Genomic DNA, 18,628 nt, shown 5'->3' on the forward strand with positions numbered 1-18,628 from the left:
TGACCGCCCTCCACCGTCGGCAACGCCTTGCGGTCGAGTTTGCCGTTGGGTGTCAGCGGCAATTGTTCGAGGAACAACAGGTGCGCCGGAACCATGAATTCCGGCAGGGACGCCCTGAGCCGTGCCTTGAGTTCATCGCGCAGGGATTGCTGATCGTCGGCGGCATCGAGGTCCAGTTGCGGCGCAACGACGTAGGCCACCAATTGCTGATTGCCCAGGGCTTCCTGCGCCAGCACCGCCACTTCGCGGACCGCTGGCTGCTCCAGCAGGCGCGCTTCGATTTCACCCAGTTCGATGCGGAAACCGCGGATCTTCACTTGATGGTCGATTCGCCCTCGGTACTCGAGCACGCCATCGGCCTGATAACGGGTCAAATCGCCGGTGCGGTACAGGCGCTCGCCGTTGCTGGCGAACGGATTCGGCACGTACTTCTCGGCGGTCATGCCCGGCCGCCCCAAGTAACCCCGGGTGATGCCGGCACCGGCCAGGTACAGCTCGGCCGATACGCCCAGAGGCACCGGTTGCAAGTCGGCATCCAGCAGGTAACTGGCGGTGTGTTTGAGCGGCCGGCCAATGTTCGCCGTGCCACCCGCCTCGCGACGGGTCCAGGTGGAATAGGTGGTGTCTTCCGACGGGCCGTAAAGGTCGTAGACATGCTCAACGGTCGGCTGCCCATAAAGCGCGTCGACCAGCGACTGCTTCAGCGGCTCACCGGCGAGGTTGATGATGCGTACGCCCGGCGGAATCTGCCCGGCACTGTGCAGCGCATTGATCGCCGACGGTACGGTATTGATCAGGCGCACCTGATCCCGCGCTGGCAATTGCGGCAACTCCATGGCATTGCGGGCGATGATCAGCGAGCCGCCGTTTGCCAGGGTGACAAACAACTCCCACACCGACAGGTCGAAACACACCGAAGTCGAAGCCAGCACACCCTGAATATCGTCGCGGCTGTACACCGATTGCGACCAGTCGATCAGCGCCAATACGTTGCGATGGGCGATGGCCACGCCTTTGGGCTTGCCGGTGGAGCCGGAGGTGTAGATCACATAAGCGAGGTTATCCGGCGTGATACGGGTGACCGGTGCGCTGCTTGGGTAAGTGGCCAGCCACGACTCGGCGCTGTCCATCAACAGCACTTGAGTGCCCGCCGTGACGTTCAATGTTGCCGCAACAGCCTGCTCGGTCAGCAGCACCAAAGCGCGGCTGTCCTCGAGCATGTAGGCCACGCGGTCGGCCGGGTAATCCGGGTCCAGCGGCACGTAGGCGCCGCCGGCCTTGAGCACCGCCAGCAGCGCCACCAGCAGACTGTCGGAACGCTGCATCGCCACGCCGACCCGCGCTTCCGGGCCCACGCCCAACTCGATCAGCTTGTGGGCCAGACGGTTGGCCTGGGCGTCGAGCTCGGCGTAAGTCAGTTGTCTGGCCGCGAAGGTCACCGCCAGCGCGTCCGGCATGGCCTCGACCTGTCTGGCGATCAGCTCATGGATGCACAGATCATCGGCGAAACCTTCGTCAGCATGATTCCAGTCCAGCAACACTTGTTGCTGCTCGGTTTCATCCAGTAGCACCAACTCGCCGAGGCAGCGTTCACCACCGTCGATCATCTGGCTCAACAGGTGCTGCAAATGAGCCGCCAGTCGCGTCACTGTCGCCGGCGCAAAACTGCCGCGTTGATAACTGAAATGCATCGACAGTTGCGCGTCGAGGCTCACCAGCAGGGTCAGCGGATAGTTGGTTTGCTCCTGACTAGCCACCGGACCAAAGCGCAGCCCTTGCGGGGCGCCCTGCTCCAGGGCCTGGGCAATCGGGTAGTTCTCGAACACCACAATGTTGTCGAACAGCGCTTCACCGCCCTGCCCGGCCCAGCGCTGAATATCGAACAGCGCGGTGTGTTCGAACTCGCGCAAGGCCAGGTTTTGCTCTTGCACCGCTTGCAGCCAACCAGTGAGCGATTGCTCGGCCCTTGGGCTGGCGATCACCGGCAAGGTGTTGATGAACAGCCCGATCTGTTGCTCGACACCCGGCAAGTCTGCCGGACGACCGGCGACCGTCGCGCCGAAGGCCACGGTAGTTTTACCGGTGTAGCGTTGCAGCAACAGCAACCAGGCCGCCTGCACCAGCGTGTTGACCGTGACTTTCGCGGCCCGGGCGAACTCGCCCAGACGCAGGGTCAGATCGGCCTCCAGCATCTGGAAATGATCGCCATAACCTTGGCTGTCGATAGACGCTTGAGGTTTCGCGACGGTCTGGGCCAAGCGCGTCGGCTCGTCCAGCGCCAGCAGCGCCGGGGTCCAGAACGCTTCGCTGGCTGCCGTATCCTGGCGTTGCAGCCAGGCGATGTAATCGCGGTAACGTCCGTTGTGAGCGGCGTGGAACTGGCCGCTGTAACGCTGCAGCACTTCGCCGAGCAACTGCGAGTTGCTCCAGCCATCCATCAGGATGTGATGGTTGGTGTAGATCAGGTGATGACGGTGGTCGTCGATGCGCGCAATCACCAGCCGCAACAAGGTCGGCGCGCTCAAGTTGAGGTGTTGGCGTTCCGTGTCGGCAAGCGTCTGCAACGCCTGATCGCGCTGCGGATGAGCGCGTAAATCGTGCAGGCTGTAAGGCATCTGCGCGTGTTTGCTGACCACCTGCACCGGGTTTTCCAGTTCGCCCTGCCAGACAAAGCGCGTGCGCAGAATGTCGTGGGCATCCACCGCCGCTTGCCAGGCCTGATGGAAACGCTCGGGGTCGAGCCCGTCGACGTCCAGGCGAATCTGGTTGATGTAATCGCCGGTGGTTTCCTGGTACACGGCATGGAACAACATGCCCTGTTGCATCGGCGACAGCGGATACAGGTCTTCGATCGATTGCGGTGCCAGCGGCAAGCCGTCCAGTTGGGCCTGGCTCAAGCGCGCCAGCGGGAAGTCCGACGGGGTGACGCCGTGCTGCCCGGCCCGGCAGCAATGGGCGATCAGCGCTTGCAGTTCCTGGGCGTAATCGTCGGCCAGCGCCTGAATGGTCGACTCATTGAACCGTTCGCGGCTGAAGGTCCAGCCGAGATTCAGTTCGCCGCCATACACCTGACCGTTGAGGGCCAACTGGTTAGCCAATGGCGCGTTGGCATCCAGCTCATCGCCAGCCGCGTCACTGCACGGTACGAACAAGGCGCCGTCGGCTTCGGTGAAGCTGCCGTCGAACTGGCCCAGGTAATTGAAGGTCAGGCACGGCACCGGCAATTGGCTGAGGATTTGACGTGCAGCGTCGTCACCCAGATTGGCCAGCGCGCCAAAACCGAGACCCTTGTTCGGGATCGCGCGCAGCTGTTCCTTGATCTGTTTCAGCGAACCGCCGAGGTCAGCGACCGGCGTCAGTTTGGCCGGGTACAGGCTGGTGAACCAGCCGACGGTGCGGGTCAGGTCAACGCCGTCGAACAGCTCTTCACGGCCATGACCTTCGAGCTGGATCAACGCGCTGTCGGCCCCGGTCCAGCGCACCATGACGCGGGCCAGAGCGGTCAGCAGCAGGTCGTTGACCTGCGTGCGATACGCCGCCGGGGCGTCTTGCAGCAGTTGCCGGGTCATTTCCTTGTTCAGTTGCGTGCGCACCGTCAGTGCATGCTTGTTCTGCTGCCCGCCCTCGGGATTGTCCGCCGGCAACGCCACGTCGGCGCCGTGCAACTGCTGTTGCCACCAGGCCAGTTCGCTGCGCAATTCAGCACTGCGGGCGTAGGTTTGCAGGTGCTCGGCCCAGACCTTGGCCGCACTGGTTTTGGCCGGTAATTGCAGGGGCTCGCCGCTCAACAGCTGACGGTAAGCGGTTTGCAGATCGTCAAACAGAATCCGCCACGACACGCCGTCCACCACCAGATGATGGATTGCCAGCAACAGGCGCTGAGTGCCGTCATCGAGGTTCGCCAGCACCGCGCGCAGCAGCGGCCCGTGTTGCAGGTTCAGGCTGCGTTGCGCTTCGTTGGCCACCGCTTCCAGCGCCGTGGCGTCGGCAACGTCGACCGCCCAGAGCAACGCCTCGGTCTGGCCACCCGGCGCGCGGTATTGCGCCTGCCAGCCCTCAGCCTGTTCGACGAAGCTCAAGCGCAAACCATCGTGGTGCGTAACCAGCGCGCCCAACGCCTGCTCAAGCACCGCAGCGTCGAGGATTTGCGTCGGCTTGAGCATCACTGCCTGGTTCCAGTGCTGACGCTCGGGGATGGCCTGTTCGAAGAACGCCTGTTGCACCGGCAACAACGCCAATTCGCCGGTCACCGGCCCTTGATCGATGACCTGGGCCTGCTCACCCAACCGCGCCACCGTGGCCAGTGCCTGGATGGTCTGGTGTTGGAACAGGTCTTTTGGCGTAAAGCGGATTCCAGCCTGACGAGCACGGCTGACCACTTGAATCGAGATGATCGAATCGCCGCCTAGTTCGAAGAAGTTGTCGCTCAAACCGACCTGATCGAGTTTCAGTACGTCCTGCCAGATCGCCGCCAGTTGCTGCTCCAGAGCACTTTTCGGCGCCACATAAGCTTGCTGCAATTGGCTGACGTCCGGCTTGGGCAGGTTCTTGCGGTCGAGTTTGCCGTTGGGGGTCAGCGGCAGGCGCTCAAGCAGCAGCAAATACGCCGGGACCATGTGCGCCGGCAGCGCGACTTTAAGTTGCTCGCGCAGGCTGTCGGCGAAATCAGCCCGTTCGGCATTGAACACATCGGCGACCACATAAGCCACCAGGCGCTTGCCGCTGCCGGCGGTGCCTTCCTGAGCGACCACCACCGCTTCGCGCACGCCATCGAGGGCTTGCAGGCGCGCTTCGATTTCCCCCAGTTCGATGCGGAAACCGCGAATTTTCACCTGATTGTCGATGCGATCCAGATAGTCGAACGTGCCATCGGCTCGCTGCCGCACCAGGTCGCCGGTGCGGTACAGCAAGCCACCGACCGTGCTGAACGGGTCGGCGACAAACCGCTCTGCCGTCAGACCAGGGCGGTTCAGGTAACCCCGGGCCAGGCCGGTGCCGCCCAGGTACAGCTCACCGGCCATGCCTTGGGGCAGCAGATTCAGGTCGGCGTCCAGCACGTAAGCGCTGCGGTCACCGATGCGACTGCCGATCGGCGCGTAGGCCGCGCCGCACTGTACGTCGCGCCCGGCCTTCCAGATCAGCGGCGTGACCACGGTTTCGGTCGGGCCGTAGCCGTTGATGATGTAGTCCGGATCGAGCGCACGCTTGACCCGCTCGAAACTGGCGTTGGGCACGGCATCGCCGCCGAAGCAGTAGATCCGCACCTTCGGCGGGTGGCCTTCACGCTCGGCGTGTTCGGCCAGTTGTTGCAGGTAGACCGGCGGAAACGCCACCACCGTCACGCCGTGTTCGCGCATGGCGTTGTAGGTCTGTTCCGGGGTCCACAGGCTGTCGTCGCGAATCAGCAGCGAGGCGCCGTGGGTCAGGCTGGTCAGCCAACGCTCATGGGCACCGTCGAAGGCGAAGGACATGAAGTGGAATTCGCAGTCGCTGTCACGCATTTCATAGCGTTCGCCGATGGCCTGGCAATGCATCGCCAGCGGGCCATGGGCGACGCTCACGCCTTTGGGGTTACCGGTGGAGCCGGAGGTGTAAATGACGTAAGCGAGGTTCTGCGGATCGAGCTGCACCTTGGGCGCAGTGAGGGATTGGCTGCGCAGATCGAGACGGTCGAGTTCCAGCACCGGGACCGAATCATCCACCGGCAACTGCGCAGAAACCGACGAGTCGGTGAGCAACAACGCCAGCCCCGAATCCTCGATCAGATAGGCCAGGCGTTCGCGCGGGTAGCTGGTGTCCAGCGGCACGTAGGCACCGCCGGCCTTGAGCACCGCCAGCAGCGCGACGATCACCCCTTCGCTGCGCGGCAAGGCCACGCCGACCCGGCTTTCCGGGCGGACACCCCGGGCGATCAGGGCGTGGGCCAACTGATTAGCGCGTTGGTCGATGTCGCCATAGCTGAACCGCTGGCCGGCGAAGATCACCGCTGTGCGCTCGGGGCGCTGGGCGGCGATGCGCTGGTGCACGGCGACGTTCACCGGGTACGGCTGCGGCTGGTTATCGGCCTGTTGCTGCGCCAGTTCGGCGGCGCTGGCCAAGGCAATTTCACCAAGATTGCGTTCGGCCGACTCGGCGAACTGCTCCAGCAGTTGCAGCAGGTGCGCACCGATGCGTTCGATCGCCGGCGTTGCGAAATGCGCCCGGTCGAAGCTGTAATGCAGCGCCAGGGTCTGGCCCAATGTCACGGCAACGCTCAACGGATAATGGGTTTGCTCAAGGTTGGCGACGTCGCCGAATACCACGCCTTGCTCCGCGCCCTGTTGCAGCGCCTGGGCAATCGGGTAGTTCTCGAACACCAGAATGTTGTCGAACAGCGCTTCGCCGCCCTGCCCGGCCCAGCGTTGAATGTCCGCCAGCGGTGTGTGTTCGAACTCGCGCAGGCTGAGGTTTTGCGCCTGTACCGCTTGCAACCAATGGCCGACGCTTTGGTCCGGACGCGGCGCGCCGATCACCGGCAAGGTGTTGATAAACAAGCCGACCGCTTGCTCGATGCCGGGCAAGTCTGCCGGTCGCCCGGCCACCGTGGCGCCGAACGCCACGGTTGGGTGACCGGTGTAGCGTTGCAACAACAGCAGCCACGCGGCTTGCACCAACGTGTTGAGGGTGACTTTCTGTTGCCGGGCAAAGGCTTCAAGGCCTTGGGTGCGACTGATGTCCAGGGTCTGGAAGTGGTCGCCGTGCCCGCTCAAGGTTTCGTTGCCGGACGCCACCCGCGCCAGTCGGGTCGGCTCTTGCAAGGAGGCCAATGGCTCGCGCCAGAAGTCCTGGCTCAGTTGCGCATCCTGACGCTGCAACCAAGCGATGTAATCGCGATAGCGTCCGCCGGTAGCTATCGGCGGGCGACCGCTGTAACGCTGCAAGACTTCGCCGAGCAACTGCGAGTTGCTCCAGCCGTCCATCAGGATGTGGTGATGGGTGTAAATCAGCTGCCAGCGATCGGCTGCGGTGTGCACCAGCACCAGTCGTAGCAACGGCGCCTGACTCAGGTCGAATCCTTGTTGGCGCTCGGCATTGGCCAGTTCATTCAGGGCCTGAAGCTGATCGTCACGCTCACGCCAGTCGAGCACTGTGAACGGCAACTGCACCTGCTTGTGGACGATCTGCACCGGTTGTTCCAGTTCGCCTTGCCAGACAAAACCTGTGCGCAAGATGTCCTGTGCATCGACCGTGGCCTGCCAAGCGGCGCGGAAACGCTCCGGCTCGAGGCCTTGCACATCCACCCGCAGCTGATTGATGTATTCACCCGCCGCCTGCTCGTACAGGGTATGGAACAACAGCCCCTGCTGCATCGGCGACAGCGGATAGAGGTCGTCGAGTTGGCCGACGGCCACCGGCAACGCATCGAGTTGTGCCTGGGTGATGCGCGCCAGCGGGAAGTCCGATGGCGTGGCCTGTGGCACCTCAAGGGTGCAGCAATGCTCGATCAATGCGTTGAGTTCGACAGCGTATTGATCAACCAGCTGCTGGATGGTCGTGGTGTCGAACATCTCGCGGCTGAAGCCCCAGCTCATCGACAACTCGCCGCCGTACACCTGGCCTTCGACCGTCAGCCAGTTGGCCAACGGCGCCGACGGATCCTGGGCCACACCGCTGCCTTCGCTGGACGGCACAAACAACGCCGCTTCGTCGAACTGACGGTCGAACTGCCCCAGGTAGTTGAAGGTGATGCGCGGTTGCGGCATGGCTGCCAGTGCGGCGCCAACCTGCGAGTCGCCCAGATAGCGCAGCACGCCGTAGCCCAGTCCTTTGTCCGGCACCGCGCGCAGTTGCTCCTTGACCGTTTTGATCGACACGCCGAGGTCGCCGGACGGGCTCAGGTTGACCGGGAACAGACTGGTGAACCAGCCGACAGTGCGGGTCAAATCGATGTCGTCGAACAGGTCCTCGCGGCCGTGGCCTTCGAGCTGGATCAGCGTGCTGCCCTGCCCGGTCCAGCGGCACACGGCCCGCGCCAAGGCGGTCAGCAGCAGATCATTGACCTGAGTGCGATAAGCCGCCGGCGCCTGTTGCAGCAGTTTGCGGGTTTGTTCGGCATCGAAGGTCAGTTCGACTTTCTGCTCGAAACGGTTTTGCAGTGCACCGTCTGGGCGGTCGCACGGCAAGTCGTGTTGCGCTGCATCGCGCAGTTGCGACTGCCAATAATCGACACTGCTGTGGAACGTTGGCAGGTGGCTTTGTAGACGCGCCACCCAGCGCTGGTATGAACTGGTTTTCGTCGCCGTCGTCAGCGTCGAGCCGTCGCGTGCCTGGCGATAGAACTGCTGCAGATCCTCCAGCAACACCCGCCAAGACACACCGTCCACCGCCAAATGGTGAATCACCAGCAGCAGCCGCTGAGTGCCATCGGCCATCTGCACCGACAACGCTCGCAGCAACGGGCCGTTGCCCAGATCAAGACTGCGCTGGGCTTCGTCGCACAACGCATTCAGCTCTTCGAGCGATTGCGCCGAGCGTTGCCACAGCACCGACTCACCGGACATTGCGCCATAGGCCTGCTGCCAACCGGCGTCGGTCTGTTCATAACGCAGACGCAAGCCGTCGTGATGGGTGAGCAACTGCGCCAACGCTTGATCCAGCGCCCCGGCATCCAGCGTTTCGCGCGGGACCAGCAGCAACGACTGGTTCCAGTGTTGGCGTTCAGGAATGGCTTGCTCGAAGAACCAATGCTGCACCGGGCTCAGGGCCACCGCGCCAAGGGCCGGACCTTGATCGATCAGGTTCTGTTCGCCGCTGCGGGCCACTTGCGCCAGGCTGCGGAGGGTCTGGTACTGGAACAAGTCTTTGGGGCTCAGCACGATACCCGCCTGACGCGCACGGCTGACCACTTGCATCGACACAATGGAGTCGCCGCCCAGCTCGAAGAAGTTGTCTTCCAGGCCGATGTTGTCGATGGCCAGAACGTCCTGCCAGATCGCCGCCAGCGACTTTTCCAGGGCCGAGCGCGGCGCCACGTGTTCACGTTGCTGCTGGGTGCCGTCGACCGCAGGCAAGGCCTTGCGGTCGAACTTGCCATTGGGGGTCAACGGCAATTGTTCGAGGAACAGCAGATAAGCCGGGACCATGTAGTCCGGTAAATGTTGGCGCAGCGCGGCTTTCAGGATTTCGCGCAGGTTCGCTTGAGCATCGGCATCGTTCGCCAACACCGCGGCATCGGTCGGCACGATATAGGCAACCAGTTGCTGACCGCTGGCGCCATCCTGAGCCAACACCGCCAGTTCGCGTACCGCATCCTGCTGCAACAGCCGCGCTTCGATTTCACCCAGCTCGATCCGGAAACCACGAACCTTGACCTGATGGTCGATGCGACCGACGTATTGCAACGCGCCGTCGACCTGATAGCGGGTCAAATCACCGGTGCGATACAGACGCTCGCCGTTGCTGGCAAACGGGTTCGGCACGTACTTCTCGGCGGTCATGCCCGGTCGCGCCAGGTAACCCCGGGTGATGCCCGCGCCGGCCAGGTACAACTCGGCCGATACGCCCTGTGGCACCGGTTGCAGATCGGCATCGAGCAAATAGCTGGCAGTATGTTTGAGCGGCCGGCCGATGTTGGCGCTGCCGCCGGACTGGCGGCGGGTCCAGGTGGAATAGGTGGTGTCTTCCGATGGACCGTAGAGGTCATAGACGTGCTCGATGGTCGGCTGCTGATACAGCGCCTCCACCAGGCTCTGCTTCAGCGGCTCACCGGCCAGATTGATGATGCGCACACTCGGCGGGATCTGCCCGTCGCGCTGCAATGCATTGATCGCCGAGGGCACAGTGTTGATCAGGCGCACCTGATCGCGGGCCGGCAGTTGCGGCAGCTCCAGGGCGTTACGGGCGATGATCACCGAACCGCCGTTGGCCAGGGTGACAAACAGCTCCCATACCGACAGGTCGAAACACACCGAGGTCGAGGCCAGCACACCTTGAATGTCGTCGCAGCTGTACACCGATTGCGACCAGTCGATCAGCGCCAGCACGTTGCGATGGGCGATGGCCACGCCTTTGGGTTTGCCGGTGGAGCCGGAGGTGTAGATCACGTAGGCCAGGTTATCCGGCGTGACGCCGGTCACCGGTGCGCTGCTTGAGTAAGTGGCCAGCCACGACTCGGCGTTGTCCATCAACAGCACTTGAGTGCCCGCCGTGACGTTCAATGTTGCCGCAACAGCCTGCTCGGTCAGCAGCACCAAAGCGCGGCTGTCTTCGAGCATGTAGGCCACGCGGTCGGCCGGGTAATCCGGATCCAGCGGCACATAGGCGCCGCCGGCCTTGAGCACCGCGAGCAACGCCACCAACAGACTGTCGGAACGCTGCATCGCCACGCCGACCCGCACTTCCGGACCCACGCCCAACTCGATCAGCTTGTGGGCGAGTTGATTGGCGCGGCTGTCGAGTTCGGCGTAAGTCAGCTGCTTCTCAGAGAAAGTCACCGCCAGCGCGTCCGGCGTGGCCGCGACCTGTCTGGCGATCAGCTGATGGATGCACAGATCATCGGCGAAACCTTCGTCAGCGCGGTTCCAGTCATGGACGATGCGTTGGTATTCCTCGGCTTCAAGCAGCGGCAAATCGCTGATGCGCTGCTGGCTGTCGTTGACCATGCCTTGCAGCAAATGGGTCCAGTGCCGCGCCATGCGAGCAATGGTCGGCGCATCGAACAGGTCGTTGGCGTAGGTCAGCGCGGCGTGCAGTGTGCCGGCCTTTTCATAGGTATCCAGGGTCAGGTCGAATTGGGTGGTGCGCCCTTCCCATTCGATCACGCCCAGTTCCAGGCCCGAGGCGGTGGTCACCGTGGAAATGTCCGCCACCTGCGGCTGATGGTTGTACATCACCTGGAACAACGGCGTGTGGCTGAGGCTGCGCTCCAGTTTCAACGCTTCCACCAACCGCTCGAACGGCAAGTCCTGATGGGCCTGGGCGCCGAGGGCGGTTTCCTTGATGTCACTGAGCAAATCCGCCACACGGGTCTGGCCGTCGAGCCGGGTGCGCAGCACTTGGGTGTTGACGAAAAAACCGATCAGGCCTTCGATTTCACCACGGTTGCGGTTGGCGATCGGAACGCCGACGCGGATGTCGGTCTGCCCGGTGTAGCGGTGCAGCAACGCGTTGAACGCGCCGAGCAACAGCATGAACAAGGTGATGTTGTGTTTCTGCGCGGTGGCACGCAGTTGCTCGGCCAGTTGGCCGTCGACGCCGAACTCATAACGCGTGCCGCGATAGCTGGGCATCGCCGGGCGCGGATGATCGGTGGGCAGTTCCAGCACCGGATGCTCATCGCCCAATTGGGCTTGCCAGTACTCCAGTTGCCGCGCCTGCTCCCCGGCTTCCAGCCAGCGGCGTTGCCACAAGGCATAGTCGTTGTACTGAATCGGCAACGGCGCGAGCTGCGGTTGCGCACCCGCATCATGGGCGTCGTAGCAGCGGATGAACTCGTCGATCAACACGTTCATCGACCAGCCATCGGAAACGATGTGGTGCAGGGTCAGCAGCAGCACGTGCTCCTGCTCGGTGAGTTTGAGCAGCTTGACCCGCAGCAGTGGCCCGACGGCCAAATCGAACGGCAGCAACGATTGCTGCTGGGCGGCCTCGGTCACGGCCTGTTCGCGCTCAAGGGTTGGCAACGCGCTGAAATCGACCTGCTCGATCACCAGCGGCGCATGGGTCGGCGCTTGTTGCAGGGACTCGTCGGCCTGGCGCTGGAACACCGTGCGCAGGGTTTCATGACGCGCCACCAGGCTGGCGAACGCCTGCTCCAGGGCCGGCAGGTTCAGTTGCCCGGTCAGGCGCACTGCGCCCGGCAAGTTGTAGGCGCCGCTGTGCGGGTCCAGTTGCCAGAGGAACCACATGCGCTGCTGGGCGTAGGACAGCGCTTGCCGGTCTTCGGCCTCGACCCCTTGCGGAATCGGAAAACGGGCGAAGTCCACGCCCTCCTTGTGCAAGGCCGCAAGGAACATCTGGCGCTTTTCCAGGGGCAACCCGATAAACCGGCGAGCAAGTTTCAAGGAGTCTTCAGCATTCATTTCTTAGCATCCGGATCAGTAGGCAGGAAGCACAAAGGCACGTCGTCCCTATGAAACGAATGCAGACCGGAAAAATTAGCGTTTGAGAACAAGTATCAGGAAGGGAGGTCGAAGCGGCTGGAATCGGCGGTGCGGCGAAGAAATGACGGCCGAACACAGACCTGTGGCGAGGTAGCTTGTCGGATCGCCGCACCGTCCCGCTCGGCTGCGCAACAGTCGTAAACCGGCGAATGCGGTATTCCTGACACAGCGAGGTCGCAGGTTTTAGGGTCGCTTCGCAACCCAGCGGGAGCAAGCTCCCTCGCCACAGAGATCACCAAACTGAAGCATCGTGTTAACCGACAGCCGCCAAGGCATGCCGCCGATGATGAACCCCCAGCTGATCCTTGATCACCCGCAGCACCTTGGCTTCGTGCTCATGAATGAAGAAGTGCCCACCGGCCAACATGTCCACCGAAAAGCTGCCGTGGGTTTCCCTGCTCCAGCCGATCAACTGCTCAGTGGTGGCCTTGTCGGCCTTGCCACCCAGCACATGCACCGGGCACTTGAGCAATGGCCGCTGCACTGGCTGAAAACGTCCGCACAGCAAAAAATCCGCGCGCAGAATCGGCAGTGTCAGGCTCATCAGCTCTTCATTGGCCAGCACCTCTTCGCTGGTGCCATTGAGCGTGCGTAGTTGCTCGATCAACTGCGCATCGGTTTTCGGCTCGGCAAAGCCGCGATCGTAGTCGGCCCGCATCGTCGGCGCCGCCGTTCCCGAGGCAAATAGCGCCACCGGTTCCGGGCAACCCAACACACGAAAGGCGTGGGCCAGCTCGCACGCGAGCAAGGCGCCCAGGCTATGACCAAACAAGGCGTAAGGCGCCTTGAGCGTCGAACGCAGCTCCCGGGCCAATTGCATCGCCAGCACGCGCATGTCGGTGTGCAACGGTTCGCCGAACCGTGCGCCCCGCCCCGGCAGCTCCACCGGTTGCAACTGCAGCCACTGCGGCAACTTGCGCCGCCAACGGCTGTAGACCATGGCACTGGCGCCAGAATACGGCAGGCACAGCAGGGTCAACTCGGTCACCACGTTTACCTCAAAAAGTCGTCTGTATGGGAAGACGACCCACGAGGGGCGAAAATTAGTCGGCGCCGGTAAATCCCGCCAGGGAGAAAGCGTCGAATTATTGGTTGAGTGTGAAGGCCGGTTCGTCGCCAAATGAACTCTCTGTGGCTTAAACCAGTCAGCTGGTAAGGCCCTCGATTCCCGGAGTTCTGCGGCAATGGCTGATCATTCCGAACGACAAAGCGCGATCGACGCCCACGGCATCATTGGCGACATGCGCAGCGCGGCGCTGGTCAACGACAAGGGCAGCGTGGACTTTTTCTGCTGGCCGGAATTCGACAGCCCGTCGATCTTCTGCTCGCTGCTGGACAGCCCCGAAGCCGGCATCTTCCAACTGGCTCCGGACCTGCCCGACGCCCGCCGCGAGCAGATTTACCTGCCCGACACCAACGTCTTGCAAACCCGCTGGCTCAGCGATAACGCAGTGGTCGAAGTCATCGATCTGCTGCCGATCGGCGACAGCGAGGATGATTTGCCGCTGTTGATGCGCCGGGTGCGCGTGGTCAGCGGTCAAGCGACGATACAGATGCTCTGCAACCTGCGTCATGACTATGCCCGAGCTCACACCAAGGCGCGGGCGCGCGGCCGCAGTGTGTATTTCGAGGCCTCCGGTCAGCCGCCCATGCAGCTGCGTGCGGATCAGCCCTTGCGCGTCGAGGGCAACGCAGCGATTGCCGAATTCACCCTCGAACAGGGCCAGAGCGCCGAATTTTTGCTCGGCGGCGTTGACGATCCGCGCTTCAAGAAAGGCGCCGCCGATCTGTGCCTGGAGCGCACCCTGAAGTTCTGGCGCGACTGGATCGGCCAGTCCAATTACCGCGGGCGCTGGCGGGAAATGGTCAATCGCTCGGCCCTGGCGCTGAAACTGCTGACCTCGCGCAAACACGGCGCCATCCTCGCCGCTGCCACCTTCGGTTTGCCGGAAACACCTGGCGGCACACGCAACTGGGACTACCGCTACACCTGGATCCGCGACGCCTCGTTCACCGTCTACGCCTTCATGCGCCTGGGCTTCGTCGAGGAAGCCAACGCCTACATGCGCTGGCTGCGCGGCAGGGTCAGCGATTGCCGCGGCAAGCCGATGAAACTCAATATTCTCTACGCCATCGACGGCCGCCAGGAACTGCCGGAAACCGAACTTTCGCACCTGTCCGGCCATGGCGGTGCGACGCCGGTGCGCATCGGCAATCAGGCCTACGAACAAATCCAGCTCGACATCTTCGGCGAGCTGATGGACGCGGTGTACCTGGTCAACAAGTACGGTGAAGCGATCTCCCATGAGGGCTGGAAACACACCGTGGAAGTGGTCGATCAGGTCTGCGAAACCTGGCAGCAAAAGGACGTTGGCATCTGGGAAATGCGCGGCGAGCAGCATCATTTCCTGCACTCGCGACTGATGTGCTGGGTGGCGCTGGATCGGGCCATCCGGCTGGCCTCCAAACGCTCGCTGCCCGCCCCGTTCGCCCGCTGGGACCAGACCCGTCAAGCGATCTACGCCGACATCTGGAGCAACTTCTGGAACGAAGAACGCGGGCATTTCGTCCAGCACATCGGCGGCACCGGCCTCGACGGCTCGATGCTGCTGATGCCGCTGGTGCGCTTCGTCAGCGCCAAGGATCCACGCTGGATCGCGACCCTTGAAGCCATCGAGAAAACCCTGGTGCGCGCGGGCATGGTCTACCGCTACCGCAACGACGACAGCCAGATCGACGGCCTGCCCGGCATCGAAGGCGCTTTCGCCGCGTGCTCGTTCTGGTACGTCGAATGCCTGGCCCGCGCCGGCCAGATAGAAAAGGCGCACCTGGAGTTCGAACAATTGATGCGGTACGCCAACCCACTGGGACTGTACGCCGAAGAACTCGACAGCCACGCCCGACACCTGGGCAACACACCGCAAGCACTGACGCACCTGGCGCTGATCAGCGCGGCGAGCTTTCTGGATCGGAAGTTGAGTGGGGAGAAGAACTTCTGGCAGCCTTGAGACCGAGTTGTCTTCTTCGTAGGCAAGCCTCGCTCCCACAGGTCCAGCGTGAGTCTGTAGGAGCGAGGCTTGCCCGCGAAGACGGTGTGTCAGGCGACATCCATGTTGAATGTGAGATCGCCTTCGCGGGCAAGTCGGATCGCCGCACCGCTCGCTCCTACAGAGGGTCAGCTGTGTGGCGCGGGCTTCGGTACGTCGACGTTATCCAGCACTCGATTCACCGCCAGCTCGGCCAGCATGATGACCTGCTGAATCGCCAGGAGCGTATGCCGTTGCGGAGCATCGACATACGCGGCAATGTCGCTGGTCATTACGCTAGCTGAGGCCAGTGATTCGCAGACATGGGCCAGCAGACTTTCGTTATCCATATCCGGCGCAACCAGAAACATCTTGCTTGGCTTACGGCCTTCGGTTTTTTTCGGGGTGGGTTTGAGGTAGTGGTCGAGCGCACGTTCGGCGGCGTCGTGGAGTTTTTTCGAATCGAGGGATTCGTAGGGAGAAACGTTGTCGGTTTCTGGGGGATTGGGACTGTCTTTTATCATGGTGTAACTCCTGACATTCATGAAGCTCACCGCCGTCGTGACCAAACGATGGGTGGTGGGCGGTACGCAGGTTGGTCAACCGGGAAGTCAGGCACCCGGCGCACTCGAAAGTGCCCCGCGCACAGCCCACCGCGAAGCATACCGACAAGCACAAGAAAAAGCGCCGACATGCTCACGTTGGCGCTTGCACGCCTGACATTGCACGGGTGACCAAACCCGGTCGCTGAATTTGCAACGACCCCCAAAGCCTATCGGCTCCCTTTCCTAATCAACAACCGCCAAAACTCGTCGGAAATATCCACATTTACGACACTTTTTGTAGGATCAAGGCCTACCCGCGATGAACTTAAACACACTCCGCCTGACAGGAATGACCTCCTGTGGCGAGGGAGCTTGCTCCCGTTGGGGCGCGCAGCGGCCCTGAAATCTGCAACCACATTCCTCCAGAAGCACCGTATTTACTGGCTTAGCGACTGCTACGCAGCCGAACGGGGGCAAGCCCCCTCGCCACAGGATCGTGTAGGGCAAACACCTACATTTACTAAACAAACCTGCCCAATCAACACGCAGTTACTCATTCCTACATCCGGAAATACCTTGTTGCCAGCACCTACATCCATCCCTACCATCCACGCTCAACGGGCACAGCGGAGCTGTCCAACAAAACCCGAATTCAAGGAACCAGAATGACCCAGCGCATCCATCGCAGCATCGATACCCCACTCCGATCAGGCCTGAACCGGACTGAACTGTGGGAGGGCCACGACAAAGGCCTGATCAAATGCTGGGAGATCGGCCGCCAACGCGCCGCCCGCTTCCCCGACCTCGCCAACCAATGCCTCACCGGCGAACTCCCGGTGCTGGGCTGGAAAGGTGGCGTCAGCCGCAGCCTGAAGAAACTCGAAAAATACGGATCCCTGAAATACCTCGCCCAATGGCAAGGATTACGCGGGGAAGATCTGGATATTGATCTGAGCGCAGAACGGGCGTTGACCTGTTCCAGGACCAAAATGGTGGTGACGTTTACACCGGACCGGTCGAAGTACTTCAATCAGGTGGCGGACGTGGAAGCCTGAGAAGTAAGGCCTCAGATCGATCTGACAACATTCCCGAGGAAGCGCCCGAGGCGACGCTCAAGGCATTACTGGATCTGCTGGAGGGCTGACGGAAAACCGCTCGCGATAAGCCTGCGGTGTCACGCCCATGGCTCGCAGAAAACTGCGACGCAAGGTTTCTTCGCTGCCAAACCCGCATTGCACCGCGACCCGTTTGATCGGTACGCCGGTGTCGCTGAGCAGCCGTCGCGCTGTCTCGACCCGAATCAGCTCGATGGCTCGTGCCGGGGTCTGGCCGGTGTCGGCGCGGTAGTGACGGACGAAGCTGCGCTCGCTCATCCCGGCCTGCAAGGCCAAGGTCGGGATGCCGAGGTCCTTGGTGAGGTTTTCGCTAATCCAGGCGTGGAGCTCGTCGAATCGGTTGCCTTCTTTCTGCAACGACAGGGTCACGCTGAACTGCGACTGGCCCCCCGGACGCTTGAGAAACACCACCAGTTGCCGAGCGACTTCGAGGGCCATGGTTCGGCCGAGATCCTGTTCGACCATGGCCAGCGCCAGATCAATACCCGCCGTGACCCCGGCCGAGGTCCAGACCGGGCCGTCATTGATGAAGATCGGGTTGGGTTCGACCTGCAGTTTGGGATGTTGCTGTGCCAATTGCTCGCAACGGGTCCAGTGCGTCACCACTCGTCGACCATCAAGCCAGCCGCTGGCTGCCAGCAGAAACGCCCCGGTGCACACCGACGACACTCGCCGGCAATCTCGCGCATGCTCACGCACCCACGCCACCAGCGACGCGTCCTGCGCCGCCGCGTAAACGCCCCAGCCACCGGCAATGATCAAGGTGTCGCTGCCCCGATCCGGCAGCGGCTCCGCCAATAGCGCCAACCCCGCCGACGACATCACCGCCCCGCCACCGCTGGCAATCACCGACGGCGCATAGGGCGGCGGCAAACCTCGCTGGCGGGCAATGTCGTTGGCCGAGGCAAACACCTGCAACGGCCCGGTGACATCGAGCACTTGCACGTTGGCAAAAGCCAGCACATGAATGGTTTTCGGGTGGCTTGGCATGTTTGGCGTAATTCGTGGGGTTATTGGCGTATTCGCCAAATCCTACGAGCCTACAGTGAAGCCGTCCACCCCAATCAGGAGAAAAACGCCATGACGTTGCAGATCGGTTTACTGTTGTTTCCACAGGTTCAACAACTGGACCTGACCGGCCCTTATGACGTGCTGGCCTCGCTGCCGGACGTGAAGGTGCACCTGATCTGGAAGGACCTGGTGCCCGTCACCGCGAGTACCGGGCTGGTGTTGAAACCGACCATCACCTTCGACGATTGCCCTCCGCTGGATGTGATCTGCGTTCCCGGTGGTGGCGGCGTCGGCCCGTTGATGGAGGATGAACAAACCCTGGCCTTCATTAAGACTCAGGCCGCCACGGCGCGGTATGTCACCTCGGTCTGCACCGGTGCCCTGGTGCTTGGCGCGGCAGGGCTGCTCAAGGGCAAGCGCGCCACCACGCACTGGGCGTATCACGAGTTGCTCGGGCTGTTGGGGGCGATCCCGGTGAAGGATCGGGTGGTGCGCGACGGCAATCTGCTGACCGGTGGCGGGATCACCGCAGGGATCGATTTTGCCCTGACCCTGGCCGCTGAATTGTTCGATAAGGACACCGCGCAACTGGTGCAATTGCAGCTGGAATACGCCCCGGCACCGCCGTTTGCGTCGGGCAGCCCCGAGACAGCGCCAGCCAGCGTGCTGGAGGAAGCCCGTAAACGCGCTGCCGGGTCGTTGAAATTGCGCACGGAAATCACCGAACGTGCAGCGGCGAAACTCGATCTCCAGTGAAAGAGATGGCCGCGGGGGGCTATCCCCCCGCAGCC

The 18,628-nt window shown here is 62.5% G+C and carries 7 protein-coding genes (1 of these 7 cut by a window edge); 3 read left to right on the forward strand and 4 right to left on the reverse strand.

Translation table 11 applies throughout. From position 1 onward, the window contains the following. Both ACCC96_RS09075 and ACCC96_RS09080 read right to left on the reverse strand, forming a co-directional pair. Positions 1–12,059, reverse strand: partial view of a non-ribosomal peptide synthase/polyketide synthase gene (locus ACCC96_RS09075; RefSeq protein WP_413695619.1) — the 5' portion only. It extends 313 nt beyond the left edge of the window; only the first 12,059 of its 12,372 coding nucleotides appear in the window; it begins with the start codon at positions 12,057–12,059; its stop codon lies beyond the left edge, outside the window. Positions 12,060–12,393: 334 nt separating this feature from the next. Further along, on the reverse strand, positions 12,394–13,131 hold the full coding sequence (locus tag ACCC96_RS09080) for a thioesterase II family protein (RefSeq protein ID WP_413695620.1): 738 nt from the start codon (positions 13,129–13,131) through the stop codon (positions 12,394–12,396). Positions 13,132–13,324: 193 nt separating this feature from the next. On the opposite strand from ACCC96_RS09080, the gene ACCC96_RS09085 reads away from it, so the two are divergent. After that, the gene (locus ACCC96_RS09085) at positions 13,325–15,148 is read left to right on the forward strand and encodes a glycoside hydrolase family 15 protein (protein WP_413695621.1); all 1,824 of its coding nucleotides are present in this window, start codon (positions 13,325–13,327) and stop codon (positions 15,146–15,148) included. Positions 15,149–15,315: 167 nt separating this feature from the next. On the opposite strand, the gene ACCC96_RS09090 is transcribed toward ACCC96_RS09085, so the two are convergent. After that, positions 15,316–15,690: a DUF6124 family protein gene (locus ACCC96_RS09090; protein WP_401174581.1), complete on the reverse strand. Its 375-nt coding sequence runs from the start codon at positions 15,688–15,690 to the stop codon at positions 15,316–15,318. 686 nt (positions 15,691–16,376) lie between these two features. Here ACCC96_RS09090 and ACCC96_RS09095 point away from each other — a divergent pair. After that, positions 16,377–16,766, forward strand: coding sequence for a hypothetical protein (locus ACCC96_RS09095; RefSeq protein WP_413695622.1), 390 nt, complete (start codon positions 16,377–16,379; stop codon positions 16,764–16,766). A gap of 57 nt (positions 16,767–16,823) precedes the next feature. Here the strand turns inward: ACCC96_RS09095 and ACCC96_RS09100 are convergent, their stop codons facing one another. Then, positions 16,824–17,816: a GlxA family transcriptional regulator gene (locus ACCC96_RS09100; RefSeq protein WP_413695623.1), complete on the reverse strand. Its 993-nt coding sequence runs from the start codon at positions 17,814–17,816 to the stop codon at positions 16,824–16,826. A 90-nt stretch (positions 17,817–17,906) separates the two neighbouring features. Here ACCC96_RS09100 and inhA point away from each other — a divergent pair, with 90 nt between their 5' ends. Continuing rightward, complete coding sequence (gene inhA / locus ACCC96_RS09105; RefSeq protein ID WP_413695624.1) at positions 17,907–18,593, forward strand: isonitrile hydratase; 687 nt, start codon at positions 17,907–17,909, stop codon at positions 18,591–18,593. Positions 18,594–18,628: the final 35 nt, after the last annotated feature.

The sequence above is a fragment of the Pseudomonas sp. Pseusp11 genome (assembly GCF_047304405.1).
Classification (GTDB): Bacteria; Pseudomonadota; Gammaproteobacteria; order Pseudomonadales; family Pseudomonadaceae; genus Aquipseudomonas.

What these genes read in the sequence shown, in the direction of transcription:
- ACCC96_RS09090 (WP_401174581.1), bottom strand. Translation starts at nt 15,690, where the DNA reads ATGATAAAAGACAGTCCCAATCCCCCAGAAACCGACAACGTTTCTCCC.
- ACCC96_RS09085 (WP_413695621.1), top strand. Translation starts at nt 13,325, where the DNA reads ATGGCTGATCATTCCGAACGACAAAGCGCGATCGACGCCCACGGCATC.
- inhA (WP_413695624.1), top strand. Translation starts at nt 17,907, where the DNA reads ATGACGTTGCAGATCGGTTTACTGTTGTTTCCACAGGTTCAACAACTG.
- ACCC96_RS09095 (WP_413695622.1), top strand. Translation starts at nt 16,377, where the DNA reads ATGACCCAGCGCATCCATCGCAGCATCGATACCCCACTCCGATCAGGC.
- ACCC96_RS09100 (WP_413695623.1), bottom strand. Translation starts at nt 17,816, where the DNA reads ATGCCAAGCCACCCGAAAACCATTCATGTGCTGGCTTTTGCCAACGTG.